The organism is Vibrio sp. V39_P1S14PM300, assembly GCF_009904765.1.
In the GTDB taxonomy this organism is placed as follows: Bacteria; Pseudomonadota; Gammaproteobacteria; order Enterobacterales; family Vibrionaceae; genus Vibrio; species Vibrio proteolyticus.
The window spans coordinates 1-15,265 of sequence record NZ_WXWP01000255.1 but is presented as its reverse complement, the minus strand read 5'-3'; the positions used below and the strand labels follow the sequence as shown (position 1 = coordinate 15,265).

At 53.0% G+C, this 15,265-nt stretch carries 11 protein-coding genes; 10 read left to right on the top strand and 1 reads right to left on the bottom strand.

Annotated features, from left to right (window positions below):
* The first annotated feature begins 3 nt into the window (after positions 1–3).
* The 10 genes from csrD to tldD all read left to right on the top strand — a co-directional run bounded on the left by csrD (position 4) and on the right by tldD (position 13,691).
* Positions 4–2,019 carry an RNase E specificity factor CsrD gene (gene csrD, locus CAG65_RS12895; RefSeq protein WP_161453917.1) on the top strand — a complete coding sequence of 672 codons (2,016 nt, stop codon included), beginning with the start codon at positions 4–6 and terminating at the stop codon, positions 2,017–2,019.
* Between the two features lie 232 nt (positions 2,020–2,251).
* Complete coding sequence (locus CAG65_RS12890; protein ID WP_021706873.1) at positions 2,252–2,719, top strand: type II secretion system protein; 468 nt, start codon at positions 2,252–2,254, stop codon at positions 2,717–2,719.
* 260 nt (positions 2,720–2,979) lie between these two features.
* Positions 2,980–4,023, top strand: a complete 1,044-nt coding sequence (locus CAG65_RS12885) for a rod shape-determining protein (protein WP_021706872.1) — start codon at positions 2,980–2,982, stop codon at positions 4,021–4,023.
* Positions 4,024–4,087: 64 nt separating this feature from the next.
* Positions 4,088–4,984: a rod shape-determining protein MreC gene (mreC, locus tag CAG65_RS12880; protein ID WP_021706871.1), complete on the top strand. Its 897-nt coding sequence runs from the start codon at positions 4,088–4,090 to the stop codon at positions 4,982–4,984.
* Positions 4,974–5,462 (top strand): rod shape-determining protein MreD, encoded by a 489-nt coding sequence (gene mreD / locus CAG65_RS12875; protein WP_021706870.1) that lies wholly within the window; start codon positions 4,974–4,976, stop codon positions 5,460–5,462. The genes mreC and mreD overlap by 11 nt, the downstream gene beginning before the upstream one ends.
* Complete coding sequence (locus CAG65_RS12870; RefSeq protein WP_021706869.1) at positions 5,462–6,028, top strand: Maf family protein; 567 nt, start codon at positions 5,462–5,464, stop codon at positions 6,026–6,028. Before mreD ends, CAG65_RS12870 begins: the two co-directional genes overlap by 1 nt.
* A gap of 21 nt (positions 6,029–6,049) precedes the next feature.
* The gene (gene rng / locus CAG65_RS12865; protein WP_161453915.1) at positions 6,050–7,519 is read left to right on the top strand and encodes a ribonuclease G; all 1,470 of its coding nucleotides are present in this window, start codon (positions 6,050–6,052) and stop codon (positions 7,517–7,519) included.
* Between the two features lie 10 nt (positions 7,520–7,529).
* Complete coding sequence (locus tag CAG65_RS12860; RefSeq protein ID WP_161453913.1) at positions 7,530–11,405, top strand: YhdP family protein; 3,876 nt, start codon at positions 7,530–7,532, stop codon at positions 11,403–11,405.
* A 9-nt stretch (positions 11,406–11,414) separates the two neighbouring features.
* On the top strand, positions 11,415–12,236 hold the full coding sequence (locus CAG65_RS12855; RefSeq protein WP_161453911.1) for a carbon-nitrogen hydrolase family protein: 822 nt from the start codon (positions 11,415–11,417) through the stop codon (positions 12,234–12,236).
* Between the two features lie 9 nt (positions 12,237–12,245).
* Positions 12,246–13,691, top strand: coding sequence for a metalloprotease TldD (gene tldD / locus CAG65_RS12850; protein ID WP_021706865.1), 1,446 nt, complete (start codon positions 12,246–12,248; stop codon positions 13,689–13,691).
* Between the two features lie 51 nt (positions 13,692–13,742).
* Here tldD and arcA read toward each other — a convergent pair whose 3' ends face one another.
* Positions 13,743–14,963, bottom strand: coding sequence for an arginine deiminase (gene arcA, locus CAG65_RS12845; protein ID WP_021706864.1), 1,221 nt, complete (start codon positions 14,961–14,963; stop codon positions 13,743–13,745).
* Positions 14,964–15,265: the final 302 nt, after the last annotated feature.

The window sequence follows — 15,265 nt, the reverse complement described above, 5'->3', positions numbered from 1 at the left end:
CACATGAGGTACACGCCTACCTTAAAACTGAGCACGCGCTTGGTGGCTTTCGTCACCGTGATAGTGATCAGTGCTATGTTCATTTTATTCATCGGTGGAACGCTGTCGTTCAAGCGTGTCGGGCAGGAATATCTGGATCACTACCTGCAGGGCATTGTTGAAGTGGTCGATAAAGAGATGGAAGATCCGGACGCCGCGTATTCAATGCAGCGCTGGATGCCTAAAATGCTGCAAGCTTCGAACATCATCGAAATGCAGCTCTCTTCCCCTGTCGGTGTAGTTTATCGCTTCAAAGATACCTCCTCACGCATTGATGAGCAGTTGTTGTACGAAAAGTCGTTTGCTTTGGAGCGCAACAGTGGCTATCAGATCGCATTTAAAGCGCTGCCCCCGTATTTGGGTTACAGTTACTCACTCGAGGCATTGTGGTCTATTACACTCGCGGTGGCTTTGGTGATTTTCTGTCTGATGCGAGGCGTTAAGTGGCTGAAGGAGCAGTTATACGGCTCTGAGCTGCTGGAAGAGCGTGGGCGGATGATCCTGGCTGGTCGGGTCGAAGAGCACGCCAAAGGCGATGAGCGCGAATGGCCATACACCGCCAGTGAAGCCTTGGATATGCTGATCGAAGAATTGCAGGACGCGCGGCAAGAGCGCAGCCGCTTTGATACGTTTATTCGTTCACAGACGTTTCTCGATCAACTGACCGGTACCGCGAACCGGGTGTTGTTTGACAGTAAACTCGAGTCAACTCTGTCCGAAAGCGGAGCCTACGGCGGGGTGATGCTATTGCGCATCAACGACTGGGATTCCTTGTGCGAGGAAAACGGTAAGAAAGCCGCCGATGATTTCATTGTCGATGTCGGTGAGGGGTTGTCGAATGTTCTGCAGCGTTACCCGGACGTGATTCTGTCGCGTTATTACGATGCCGACTTCGCTATTTTTATTCCACATCAGGGCGCGAAAGAAGTCGCTACCATTGCCTCTAACTGCCTTAAACAACTGGAAAAGATCACACCTCCGCCTCCGATTGACGCTGAGGACTGGTGCCACATCGGGGTCAGTATGTATCAGGAAGGGGAGCGCAGAGGGCGCATTCTTGATGAAGCCGAAACGGCGCTGAAAAGTGCGCAGCTGCAACGAATCAACACCTGGAGTCGTTTTCAGAAAAGCGCCAACGCCAATCTGGAACGTGGCAGTGTCCGTTGGCGGACCTTGTTTGATCAAGTGCTGACTCCCAGTAAGCTGCAAATCTATCAGCAGCCGTGCTACCTGTTAACGTCACACAAAGAGTTACAGTTAGAACACCATGAGCTGTTTGCCCGCATTGATGATCCGGAGCGCGGGATCCTGAAAGCGTCCCGATTTAATGCTGCGATCGAATCGGTGGGTTATGAAACCATGATGGATAAAACGGTATTGATCTCTGTGATCCGCCATATCAAACAGTCGCCACAGCGTAAGCCGCTATCGGTGAATCTGTATGTCCAGCCATTTGCGGATAAATCTTACTTTAAATGGTTCCGCGATGAGCTGCTGCAGTTGCCAATGGATCTGCGTGGCATGCTGACGTTTGAGTTTTCGGAGGCCCGTCTGGTCAAACATCTTGATTACATGCGCCCGGTGATCCGAATGATCGCTGGTATCGGTTGCAAAGTGTGTGTCGGTCAGGCCGGGCGCTCGATCGTCAGTACCTATTATCTGAAAGATCTTAAAGTGGACTTCCTTAAGCTGCATCGCAGTTTGATCAAACAGATCGATCAACGCCATGAAAATCAGTTATTTGTCCGCAGCCTGATTGGCGCCTGTAAAGGACTGAAAACTCAGGTTATCGCGGTAGGCGTCGACAGCAGGGAAGAGCAGGATGTGCTTATCAGCCTTGGGGTGGATGGGTTGCAGGGGCGTTATCTGGCGGCGGAAACGCCCATGTTGCCTGAAATCAGCCCAACCCCGGTCACACGGCGTGACACCAGTAGCGCGAAAGTCCAGCCCGGTAGACGAAACCGCTGGCGGCGCAAATAGCCGCATCAGTGGTGCCTTATACTGTGCGGGTTGTCACTCTGGGTTTCGAATAGCAGTGCGTTTCCAGCTGCGAGCGTGGAACGCTGCTCATAACAATCAGCCTCGAGCGGTATGATGCTCCGCGATTTTTTGTTAGGGTGCGGGCATGCCTTCTGAGGTGGCGTCAACGTGGTTCGTGTGTTCGCCACCGACAGTCAGCGGATTATCAACTGCGAGCCGAGGAAACGTGCCAATGAATCAACACTTGGGATTTAGCCTGATAAAACTGACGGTGATGCTGATGATCCTGGGAATTCTGACGGTGATCGCCGCCCCGCGCTTTTTGAATCTTCATTCTGAGGCTCGAATGTCGGCATTAGAGGGACTCAAAAGTGCTATGCAAAACGCAGCCGGCGTTGTGCATGCACAGGCTGAACAGACTCCGCAGGCAACGCGATCTGCAGTCACTATGAGCCTGAATTCGGGCTCGCAAGTGGTCGAGATGGTGTTTGGTTATCCGGCAGCCACGTCAGCCGGAATTGGTCACGCGGTGGCGGGTCTGAGCGACACCGCTACCTGGCGGGTGGTGTCGACGTCGGCCACATCGATTAGCTATGGATTTCGTGACGATAGCGAAAAAGCCTGTGTCGTGCGCTACGTGCAGCCCTCAAGTGCGGGCGAACCACCTCAAATTATCACCTCGAATGCTGAGCAGTGCTGATTCATAAGGCCGCCTGATAGTCATCTTTCCGAGCGCGATGATATTCACCGCCGGTCATAAGCGTATGCGTTGCCTGCGTCACACCCGGCGCAGCGGATTGCTACGCGATCAAGGCAGATTTTTCCGATTAGGTTAGGAATCTGTTAGAAATTGAGTGTTTCAGCCCATGTTTCCGCTTCAATGCCTTGCTGTGATGGCGAGGCATTGGTACATTTAGTGCAATTTTCATCTTCTAATTCTTGCAGGACGAGCGAAGAAATATGTTCAAAAAACTTCGTGGCATGTTTTCAAATGACCTATCGATTGATTTAGGTACTGCCAACACTCTTATTTATGTTAAAGGACAGGGCATTGTTCTGGACGAACCATCAGTAGTCGCCATCCGTCAGGACCGTAACCGGACGGGAAAAAGTGTAGCCGCAGTTGGTCATGCCGCCAAGCAGATGCTGGGCCGTACGCCGGGTAATATTTCTGCTATTCGTCCAATGAAAGACGGTGTGATCGCCGACTTTTATGTTACGGAAAAAATGCTGCAACACTTCATTAAACAGGTGCATGACAACAGCATTTTGAAACCAAGCCCGCGCGTACTGGTGTGCGTGCCTTGTGGCTCCACTCAGGTAGAGCGCCGTGCGATTCGTGAATCGGCACTGGGCGCTGGTGCACGTGAAGTGTACTTAATCGATGAGCCAATGGCGGCCGCGATCGGTGCTGGCCTGCGTGTTTCAGAACCGACCGGTTCTATGGTGGTCGATATCGGTGGCGGTACGACGGAAGTGGCGGTGATCTCGCTGAACGGTGTGGTGTATTCCTCCTCAGTGCGTATCGGTGGTGACCGTTTTGATGAAGCTATCATCAATTATGTTCGCCGTAACTACGGTAGTCTGATTGGTGAAGCGACCGCAGAAAAGATCAAACATGAAATCGGCTCGGCATACCCGGGTGATGAAGTTCAGGAAATTGAAGTGCGCGGCCGTAACCTAGCAGAAGGTGTGCCACGCAGTTTCAGCCTCAACTCAAACGAAATTCTGGAAGCGTTGCAAGAGCCTCTGACGGGCATCGTCTCCGCGGTGATGGTTGCGCTGGAACAGTGTCCGCCTGAACTGGCGTCCGACATTTCAGAAAACGGCATGGTACTGACCGGTGGTGGTGCTTTGCTGAAAGACATCGACCGTCTGCTGACGGAAGAAACAGGTATTCCGGTTGTTATTGCTGAAGATCCCCTCACTTGTGTGGCTCGTGGCGGTGGTAAAGCGCTGGAAATGATCGACATGCACGGTGGCGATCTCTTTAGCGAAGAATAATAACGATGTCGATCCGGGCTGACCGAGCGCCGGATCCTGAAACCGGAATAGGGGATCTCTATAGATGAAGCCGATTTTTGGCAGAGGACCTTCCCTGCAACTTCGCCTGTTTCTTGCGGTCATCGTATCAGCCAGCCTTATGCTGGCTGATAGTCGTTTAGGTGCTTTCGCCAACGTACGCTTTTTGCTCAACAGCCTGGTCGCGCCAATCCAGTACGCGGCCGATCTTCCCCGGGTGATGTTTGACGATTTTTATGAGCGACTCAACTCCCGTCAGGAATTGATGGAATCCAATCGTGGACTGAAACAGGAAGTGCTGCGCCTCAAAAGTGAGCTGATCCTGTTGGACCAGTACCGGGAAGAAAACCAGCGTTTTCGTAAACTGCTGGGCTCGTCGTTTGTCCGTGATGAGAGAAAAGTGGTGACGGAAGTGATGGCGGTGGATACCTCCCCATATCGTCATCAGGTGGTGATCGACAAAGGTCAGATTGATGGCGTATACGTTGGGCAGCCAGTGATCAATGAAAAAGGCATTGTGGGTCAGGTAACATTTGTGTCGGCGCACAATAGTCGGGTACTGCTGTTGACTGACAGCAACAGTGCCATTCCTGTGCAAGTGATACGCAATGATATCCGGGTGATCGCATCCGGTAATGGGAAAATTGACCAGATTCAGCTTGAACATATTCCAACCAGCACTGACATTCAACAGGGCGACCTATTGGTGAGCTCTGGACTGGGCGGCGTGTACCCGGAAGGTTATCCGGTGGCGCATGTTTCGAAGGTCGAGCGAGACACTCAGCGCGAGTTTGCGTCCATTGAGGCGGATCCGGTGGTGGATTTCGAACGTTTGCGATACCTACTGCTGATATGGCCCAATGGCTCGAAACCTGAAGCGGCCGGTCTGACAACCAGCAATGAGCCGCCACAAGCTCAGCCGGAGGCGCAAGATGGGCAATAATACGTTAAGCAGCCGCCTGGCAATCTGGCTGACCTTTCTGATCGCGTTGGTGCTGCAGACCATTCCCTGGCCGGGCGTGCTGGATTTGGTTCGACCGTCCTGGTTGCTGCTGGTGACCTGCTATTGGGTGCTGGCACTGCCACATCGGGTCAATGTCGGTACTGCGCTGATTCTGGGGCTGTTGTGGGACGTGCTGCTGGGCTCAACGCTGGGCATTCGCGGCATGATGATGTCGATTGTGGTCTATCTGGTGGCATTAAACTTTCTGGTGCTGCGTAACATGGCACTGTGGCAGCAAGCATTGGTGATTGCTTTGCTGTCGATGTTACTGGATGTACTGATTTTCGGTGGTGAATACCTGATCCGAGACATCACGTTTAACACTATGTCGCTGTGGAGCGGGCTGGTTAACTGCATTCTTTGGCCGTGGTTATTCCTGTTGCTGCGTCGCATTCGACGTCACTGGCATGTAAGATAATGAATATAGTATTAGCGTCCGGCTCTCCGCGGCGTAAAGAACTGCTGGCTCAGCTTGGCTATCAGTTCCAGGTAATGACCACGGATGTGGAAGAGCAGCGGCAGCCCGGCGAAGCGCCACTGGATTACGTGCGCCGCTTGTCGCAAGACAAAGCGCTGGCGGGAGTGACGCTGGCAGGGGCTGTGATGGCAGCCCCGGTGGTGATTGGCTCCGACACCATCGTCGTTCAGGGCGATGAGGTGCTGGAAAAACCGCTCGACCTGGCCGATGCCAAGCGTATGTTGCTGGGGTTATCCGATACACGCCACCAGGTGATGACCGCGGTCACCGTGGCCAATAAACAGATGCATAAATCGGTCGTTGTGACGACCGATGTGTGGTTCAAACCCTTGTCTGAAAAAGAAATTGAACAATACTGGCAAACGGGTGAGCCATGCGATAAAGCTGGCAGTTACGGCATACAAGGACTGGGTGGAAAATTTGTAACCAGAATTGAGGGCAGCTTTTACGCTGTTGTGGGTTTACCTCTATTTGAAACTGACCAGCTTCTGCGCGAATTCTTATAAATTAAAAATTGAGGTGCTCTCATGAGTGCAGAACTGCTGATTAACGTGACCCCGAGTGAAACTCGTGTGGCCATGATTGAAGGCGGCGTCCTTCAGGAAATCCATATTGAACGTGAAGCAAAACGAGGCATTGTTGGCAACATCTACAAAGGGAAAGTGAGCCGGGTTCTGCCGGGTATGCAGGCCGCTTTTGTGGATATCGGTTTAGACAAAGCGGCGTTTCTTCACGCCTCTGATATTGTCCCTCACACCGAATGCGTGGCTGAAAACGAAAAGCAGCAATTTCAGGTCCGCGATATCTCCGAACTGGTTCGTCAGGGACAGGATATCGTGGTCCAGGTGGTCAAAGATCCGCTCGGTACCAAAGGGGCACGGTTGACCACGGACATCACTCTGCCTTCCCGTTATCTGGTCTTCATGCCAGGCGCCAGCCATGTTGGTGTCTCGCAGCGAATTGAAAGCGAAGAAGAGCGCGAGCGCCTGAAGAAAGTGGTGATGAACTACTGCGATGAGCACGGCGGTTTTATCATCCGCACTGCGGCAGAAGGCGCATTTGATAAAGAGCTCTCTCAGGACGCGGCGTTTCTGAAACGCCTGTGGTCGAAAGTGATGGAGCGCCGCTCTAAATACAAAACCCGTTCGACATTATATGGTGAGCTTGGATTGTCTCAGCGTATCCTGCGCGACTTTGTCGGTACAGACCTGACAAAAATTCTGGTCGACTCACGTACGGAGTATGAAAACCTACAAGAATTCACCTCCGAATACGTCCCTGAGCTGACCGATAAGCTGGAATTGTACGAAGGCGACAAGCCGATTTTCGATATGTACGACACCGAGAATGAGATCCAACGTTCGCTGGAGCGGAAGGTGGAACTCAAATCCGGTGGTTATCTGATCATTGATCAAACCGAAGCCATGACCACGGTCGACATCAACACCGGTGCGTTTGTCGGGCGGCGGAATCTAGAAGAAACCATCTTCAATACCAATGTCGAGGCGACGCAGGCGATCGCGCGTCAACTGCGTTTGCGTAACCTGGGTGGCATCATCATCATCGATTTTATCGATATGGCATCGGATGAGCACCGTAAGCGGGTACTTACCTCACTGGAAGCCGCCTTGAGTAAAGATCGGGTGAAAACCAACATCAACGGCTTTACCCAGCTTGGCCTGGTTGAAATGACCCGTAAACGTACCCGCGAAAGTATTGAACATGTGCTGTGTTCTACTTGTCCAACTTGTGAGGGGCGTGGCAGCGTTAAAACCGTGGAAACTGTGTGCTATGAAGTCCTGCGTGAAATCACCCGGGTCAATCGTGCTTACGATGCCGACAAGTTTGTGGTGTACGCCTCACCGGCCGTCGCGGACACGTTGCAGGGCGACGAATCTCATGCGCTGGCGGAACTGGAAGTGTTTATTGGCAAGGAAGTGCGTATCCAGGCGGAGCCACTTTACAGTCAGGAACAGTTTGATGTGGTTATGATGTGATGGAAATTGTGTGAACCCTGGTGTTACCCGCTTATCGCGTTTTCTTCTTTGGTTAGTCGTCACTTTACTGGTGACGCTTGCCGTGGCTGTGACCGCTTTGCGGATCATGTTACCTGAGCTCAACCGCTATCAAGTTCAGATTCAGAACATGGTCAATGAAGCCACCGGGCTTGAATTTCATATTGATAATGTCAGTGGATTCTGGCGTAACACACACCCATCCATTTCCCTTCAGGGCTTGAAGGCAGAGCAGCCAGAGGGCTCAACCGTCGGTTTTTCGGCTGACAAAATTGAAATTGAGTTTGATCTGATCCAGTCGCTGATGCAGATGCAGCCAGTGATCGCTGAACTGACGACCTACCAGCTGAAACTGGATTTGCGCCGCGTCGATCTGTTCTCTCAGCGTCAATCTGATGCCACTGACAGCAAAGACAACCGGGTACTGCAACGTCTGGATAACTTGTTCTTGCGCCAGTTGGATGACTTTTCCCTGCTCCATTCCGCGATTCAGTACCGCTCTGTGGCCGGCGAAGAGCGCCAGCTCGATATTGAGAAGCTGCGCTGGAAGAACAGTGGCCGCCGCCATCGCGCTGAAGGGGTGGTCAGCATTGCGGAAAAACACATCAACTCGCTGTCGGTGAACGCCGATTTTATTGACCATGGCTCGTTGCAGGATGTGTCCGGTGAGTTTTATGTCGGGGCCGAGAATCTGCGCATTACGCCGTGGCTGACCACCTATCTGCAGACACAGACGGGCATTGACAATGGTCAAATCAGCTTCAACAGTTGGGTAACGCTTGAGCACAGTCATCCGCAGGATGCGTATGTTGAGTTAAAGCCGTCAGACATCAGCTGGCGGGAAGGAACGCGTCATGACCTGATGCTCGAATCCGGCATATTCCAATTGGTTCCTTCGCAAAAAGGCTGGCAAGTAAGCGGGCATTCACTTCGAGTGCGCACCGATGACAAAGCATGGCCGGAATTGGATGTGGCGTTTAACTGGCAACCGGACAAATGGCGTCTGAACGTCTCGCAACTGGATCTGGCTGCGATCGCTCCGCTGGTGAAGTTGGCACCTGACTCTGACCAAACCTCGCTGTTGATTGATCAGCTCCAGCCGGGGGGACTGGTTGAAGACTTGCGCATCGCCATGGGGAAAGACCGCGATTCTTTGCAATACTCGGCGCGTTTGAGTGACGGATCGCTGGCACAATGGCAACTGCTGCCTGAACTGCATCACCTGTCGGCCACTCTGACTGGGAATGCCCGCCAGGCGCACGCCCGATTATCATTAATTGATGATGTGTTGCCGTATGGCGAGGTCTTCCAGGCTCCGCTCAATATTAAGCAAGGCGCAGTAAACCTCGTCTGGCAAAAGCAGACCAGCGGCTGGTCGTTGTGGGCTGATAAAGTCACGGTCGCAACCCCGGATTTACAGGTATTGGGGGCGTTTCGTCTTGATTTTCCTGAGGATCAGAGTCCGTTTTTGTCTTTCTACGCTGAAGCGGATCTGTACAACGCCGGTCAGACCTGGCGTTATTTGCCCACGCTGGCGTTAGGACGCACGCTGACCGATTATCTCTCGACCGCAATACAGGCCGGTCAGGTCGATACCGCCAAGCTGGTATGGTACGGCGCACTCAATGATTTCCCCTATCATGAGCATAATGGTGTCTTTCAGGCGTGGGTGGGTCTGAAGCACGCCAAGTTCAGTTTTGATACGGCCTGGCCGCCAATCACCGACCTGCAACTGGATCTGTTGTTCCACAACGATGCCATGTACCTCGATTCGCATGACGCCACGCTGATGAACGTGAAAGCGCAGCGGATCACTGGCCGCATTCCCGAACTGGCGGAAGGGGGGCACATTGAGATTGAAGCCAGTGCCACGGCGCAAGGGAACGATTTACGCGATTACATGACCGCCACGCCGCTGGTGGACTCGGTGGGCGCAGCACTGACTGCAGTGCAGGTGGATGGTGAGGTCAAATCTGCGTTTCAGCTCAATATTCCATTTGACGGCGATAAAGAGCCGCGCGCCTGGGGCTGGGCTGATCTGACAGACAATCATGTGGAAATCGATGCACCGGCGATGACGCTGGAAAAAGTTTCGGGTCGGATCCGCTTTGACAACGACGTGGTCCAGGCCGCGGGGCTGGCCGCTGGCTTGCTCAAGCAGCCCGTCTCTATTGACTTCAAAGGTGAAAGTGCGGCGAACGGATATGACGTGAATATCGATGTATTGGGCGATTGGAAGATCAAGCCACTCAGCCCTTATCTGGGATCTCGCTGGACGCAGCCACTGACGGGACATGCGCCGTGGACGATGGATCTCAATATTCAGCTCAATGATGTCGGCTTCACTTATCAAATTGATACGCAGGCGGATTTACGTCAACTGAGCAGCCGTTACCCCTATCCACTCAATCGAGACGCAGGCACTGCGGGCAAAGCGCGTTTGCAGGCATCAGGTAATCAACAATCAGTCACCGCCCGGTTGTCGCTGCCGTCGGCCAAATATCAGGCGGAAATCGACATCAGCAAAGATAAGCCGGTGTTGCAAGCCACCAACCTGGTGCTGGGCAGTGGCAGTTTTAAGATCAGCCCGGTGGTGGGGCATCAGGCGCAAGTGCGTACCGATAAGTTGAACCTGGATGAGTGGCTGGCCCTACTGGGTCATTCGTCTGACGCTCAAACGGCGTCGTCACAGCAGCAGAAGGCAGAGGCTGTGGAAATACCATTGCCTGAACGGGTTGATGTCAACGTTGCGGAGCTGACGCTGGGCGGGATCGACTGGCACGACGTTAACTTTGATGCTCGTAAGAAGAACCTCACCTGGTATATGTCGCTGGACAGTCAGGAAGCCAAAGGCGAAGCCAGCTACCTGCAGCCCTACGATCTGAGTGTGGCTCTGGAACGCCTGCATGTGTACATTCCTGAGCTGGAGAACAAGCAGAAGTCAGAAACCAGCCTGTTCCGGGGTCAGGAAGAGGGGGCATCACTGATCTCTGACTTTGATCGCGAGTTTCACGATCTGATGCCCAACCTGACTCTGAATATCGACGATTTCTGGTTGCAGGGCTACAAGGTGGGCAAGTTGACGATGGATTTGCAGCGCACTGGCGATCAACTGGAGTGGAAACAACTGACGCTGCAAAGTGGCAACAACAAAGTGGCGATCCAAGGCGCCTGGTCACTGACCGATACCAGTAGCCACACCAATTTCAACCTTGATATGCAAGGGCAGAATAACTCAGAGTTGATGGAGCGTTTCGGCATCAGCTCCGGCATCCAACAGGCTCCGTTTGAGCTGTCCGGTAATATCGACTGGGATGGCGCGCCCTGGTCGATGAGGGTTGATACGCTCAAAGGCAACATCAAAACCAAACTGGGCAAAGGCATGGTGTCGGATGTCAGCGGCGCGGCGCGTCTGCTCGGTCTGTTCAGTCTGGATTCGATCATTCGCAAGATGCAACTCGATTTTTCCGACGTGTTTGACAAAGGCATGGCGTTCAACTCGATTTCCGGCAGCGGTGAGATCCGCAACGGCATTTTTGTCACTAATGACATTAAGATGGACGCGGTGGCGGGCGAGATGAAGATCAAAGGCATGGCCAACCTTAATACCCGGATGGTGGATGCCGAAGTTAACTTCACGCCGGATATTACCTCCGGCATACCGGTATTAACCGCGTTTGCAGTGACACCGCAGACGGCGTTGTATGTGTTGGCCATAACCACGGTGCTTTCCCCTGTTGTGGAAGTCTTTACTCAGGTAGATTATGAAGTGAAAGGGCCGCTGGACTCGCCGACGGTGAAAGAACTGTCGCGCAGTAAAGGTGAGTTTAAACTGCCGGAATCACTGCGGCTTAAAAGTAAAGAGTAAGGAGGACGCATGGAGCGCGTCGGATTGATCCAGATGACCTCAGGTGCGGACCCTGAGCAAAATATTGACTTTGTGGCGGCGCAGCTGCCCGGATTGGTGGCGCAAGGCGTCCAATGGGTGGTATTGCCAGAGAATGCGCTGGTGTTTGGCTCGCGAGCCGATTATCACCGTCACGCCTATCCACTTGGTGACGGGCCACTATTCGGGGCGATGGCGGCTCTGGCGCGCCAGCATGCCATCTGGATCGTGGTTGGCAGTATGCCAGTGCGCCGGGCGGAGGGCGTCAGCACCACGTGTGTGGTGATCAATTCGCTCGGGGAACCCGTAGCGTACTATGATAAACTGCATATGTTTGATGTCGATGTCGCCGATGGCCACCAACATTATCGGGAGTCGGAAACCTTTATACCGGGTAATCAGGTGAGTACCACCTCGACACCTTTTGGCAAACTTGGTCTGTCAATCTGTTATGATGTGCGTTTCCCCCATTTGTATGCGGAGCTGGTGGATTTGGGTGCTCAGATCCTGCTTGTTCCAGCGGCGTTTACCGCGGTCACCGGTGAGGCGCATTGGGAAACGCTGTTGCGTGCCCGAGCGATTGAGACGCAGTGCTGGGTGGTCGCCGTTAATCAGACAGGCACCCATCAGGGTGGCAGAGAAACCTGGGGACATTCAATGGTGATTACACCCTGGGGTGAGAAAGTCACCGATCTTGGCCGGCAGGCAGGCACAGGCATCGCCGACATCGACCTGGCGCAGGTCGATAAGCTTCGAACCGCCATGCCGGTTCAGCAACATCGCCGTTTCGCCAATCAGTTTCAACCTAAATAAGAGCAGAATATGACGATTAACCGCATTGAAGATGCACTCCTGAAACCGGCCGGTCTGACAGAGCAGGACGTTGCCGCGACTCTGGCAAGCATCACGACCCGCGCTGTAGACTACGCTGACATCTATTTTCAATCCAGCTGGCACGAGTCTCTGGTACTGGAAGACAGCATCATCAAAGATGGTTCATTCAATATTGATTGTGGCGTTGGTGTCCGCGCTGTCTCCGGCGAGAAAACCGGCTTTGCCTACTCTGATCAGATTCAACTTGAAGGGTTAAAACAAAGTGCCCAGGCCGCCCGGGGGATTGCACAACAAGGTCAGAATGGTCAATTGCAGGCGTTTCGCCGTCATGATAACCAACAGGTGTACGCGGCTGTTAACCCGTTAGAATGTTGGGAGAAACAACAGAAAACTCAACTTCTGAAAGCGCTGGATGCGTACATCCGGACCAAAGAACCGTTAATTAAAGAAGTGTCAGTCAGCCTCAGTGGTGTCCATGAACAGGTGCTGGTGGCTGCAACCGACGGAACCTATGCTGGCGATATCCGTCCGCTGGTGCGTTTATCGATCAGCGTGCTGGCACAAAAAGGCGATCGTCGTGAGCGCGGCAGCGCCGGTGGTGGTGGTCGCTTCGATTACAATTATTTCCTCTCGGATCTCAACGGCAGTCAGATTGCGTACCAGTACGCAGACGAAGCGATCCGAATGGCGCTGGTGAATCTGGAAGCCGACGCCGCGCCTGCGGGGGCGATGCCAGTTGTATTGGGTTCTGGTTGGCCGGGAGTACTGCTGCACGAAGCTGTCGGACACGGCCTGGAAGGGGACTTTAACCGCAAGGAATCGTCGGTCTTTTCCGGCAAGATGGGCCAGAAAGTCACCTCAGATCTGTGTACCATTGTGGATGATGGCACTTTGACGGATCTGCGAGGCTCACTCAACATCGATGATGAAGGAGTCAACGGCCAGTACAACACGCTGATTGAAAACGGGGTGCTCAAAGGGTACATGCAGGACAAACTGAATGCGCGCCTGATGGGTGTCGCACCGACGGGTAATGGCCGTCGTGAGTCTTATGCTCACCTGCCGATGCCGCGCATGACCAATACCTACATGCTGCCAGGTCAGCACACGCCGGAAGAGATCATCTCGACGGTGAAAAAAGGCCTGTATGCGCCGAATTTTGGTGGGGGCCAGGTGGACATCACGTCTGGTAAATTTGTTTTCTCTGCCTCTGAAGCGTATTTGATTGAAGACGGAAAAATTACCCGTCCGGTGAAAGGCGCGACGTTAATTGGCTCGGGCATTGAAGCGATGCAGCAGGTATCGATGGTGGGCAACGATCTCAGCATTGATCGGGGCGTGGGTGTTTGCGGCAAAGCCGGGCAGAGTGTGCCTGTGGGGGTTGGACAACCGACGCTGAAACTCGATTCGCTGACCGTCGGCGGAACGGAATAACAAAAAAGCTGCGCAGAGCGCAGCTTTTTTTCGTTCAGAGCCTGTCAGGAATCAGATGTCGTCCCGCTCGATAGGGCAGCTCATACAACGCGCACCACCACGGCCACGGCCCAGCTCGTTGCCCGGGATGGTCAGAACCTGAATGCCGGCTTTATCATACTTCTCGTTGGTGTAGACATTGCGCTCGTAGCCAATTACCACACCCGGTTTGACGGTGAGTACGTTGTTGGCGTCATTCCATTGCTCACGTTCCGCTTCGTAATTGTCACCGCCGGTGGTGATGATTTTGAGGTAATCCAGTCCCAGCGCCTCTTCGATTGCGTGCACATAGCTCGGTGCGCTCTGCGCCTGGATGGTGCCATCGTCTTTAGGCGTCAGACGCCAGGTCGCGAGATCTTTGCGCATGATTTCCGGATACACCGAGAACGTATCAATGTCCATGTGGGTCATTACGGTATCCAGGTGCATGCACGAACGGTGTTTTGGCAGTTCCACTGCGATCACTTCTTTGGCTTGTCCATGACGGAATAGGTTGGCCGCCAGGTTCTCAACCCCTTGCGGAGTGGTGCGCTCGGAAATACCAATCAAGACAGCTCCATTACCAATTACCAGTACGTCGCCGCCTTCAATGTTGGCGTTGTCGTAATGCAAATCTTCATCACCGAAGTACTTAATGAAATCCTGGCCGGCAAAGACCGGGTGCCAGCGGTAGATCGCCCGCAAATGGTTGGTTTCACGTTGACGAGCCGGTTTCATCATTGGATTGAGTGACACGCCACCGTAGACCCAGCAAGATGTATCACGGGTAAACAGATGATTGGGTAGCGGTTCAATGACGAAATCCAGTGGACGGTGCATGCGAGGCAGCATTGAGGCGGAATCCAGCTTAAGTTCAGAATACGCCAGACCACCCAGTAAGACGGTGGCCAGATGCTCATTATCCATTTCTGACAGATAACGACGCAGTTCGCTGGCAAAGGTTGGGCCGTAACGGAAATCAGAAATCTGGGTGTCGAGCAGCCACTGTTTGGCTTCTGCGATGGCCAGTGTTTCCACCAACAGATCGTGCAGCAGCAGAACTTCCACGTCCTGAGCGCGTAAGGTGTCGGCGAAGGCATCATGCTCTTTGCCTGCCGCTTCGACCGCCAGTACATCATCAAACAACAGCTCATGGCAGTTTGATGGTGTTAAGTGGGTGAGGGCGCGTTCTGGGCGATTCAGCAGCACTCGGCGCAGTTGACCGACTTCAGATCCAACGTACAACTTACTCATTTTGTATCCTTACTCTTATTCCAGCCCGTATTTATGACAAGCTTAACGGGAAGATGCAAGTTGATTAATTGAAGCTTTTATCTAAAGTTTGTGTTTTTTGTTGGTGTATATTTTTCTATGGTGTGTTTTTTTGATTGTTATTGAAATTTTATGTGTTTTGGTGCCGGTTGTGGAAAATGCGTGACTATGCGTACTTGGCCCAAGGTGCAATAGCGTAGATCTCAATGCAAATGAGAATAGTTATTCAATATTTGAGATGAATAGCAAGTTTTATCTAAATTTTATGCAGATAAGTGGGCGAG

Bases quoted from the DNA above. Each gene is read 5' to 3' on its own strand.
- rng (WP_161453915.1), top strand. From the start codon at position 6,050: ATGAGTGCAGAACTGCTGATTAACGTGACCCCGAGTGAAACTCGTGTG.
- arcA (WP_021706864.1), bottom strand. From the start codon at position 14,963: ATGAGTAAGTTGTACGTTGGATCTGAAGTCGGTCAACTGCGCCGAGTG.
- csrD (WP_161453917.1), top strand. From the start codon at position 4: ATGAGGTACACGCCTACCTTAAAACTGAGCACGCGCTTGGTGGCTTTC.
- tldD (WP_021706865.1), top strand. From the start codon at position 12,246: ATGACGATTAACCGCATTGAAGATGCACTCCTGAAACCGGCCGGTCTG.
- mreD (WP_021706870.1), top strand. From the start codon at position 4,974: ATGGGCAATAATACGTTAAGCAGCCGCCTGGCAATCTGGCTGACCTTT.
- mreC (WP_021706871.1), top strand. From the start codon at position 4,088: ATGAAGCCGATTTTTGGCAGAGGACCTTCCCTGCAACTTCGCCTGTTT.
- CAG65_RS12855 (WP_161453911.1), top strand. From the start codon at position 11,415: ATGGAGCGCGTCGGATTGATCCAGATGACCTCAGGTGCGGACCCTGAG.
- CAG65_RS12870 (WP_021706869.1), top strand. From the start codon at position 5,462: ATGAATATAGTATTAGCGTCCGGCTCTCCGCGGCGTAAAGAACTGCTG.
- CAG65_RS12885 (WP_021706872.1), top strand. From the start codon at position 2,980: ATGTTCAAAAAACTTCGTGGCATGTTTTCAAATGACCTATCGATTGAT.
- CAG65_RS12890 (WP_021706873.1), top strand. From the start codon at position 2,252: ATGAATCAACACTTGGGATTTAGCCTGATAAAACTGACGGTGATGCTG.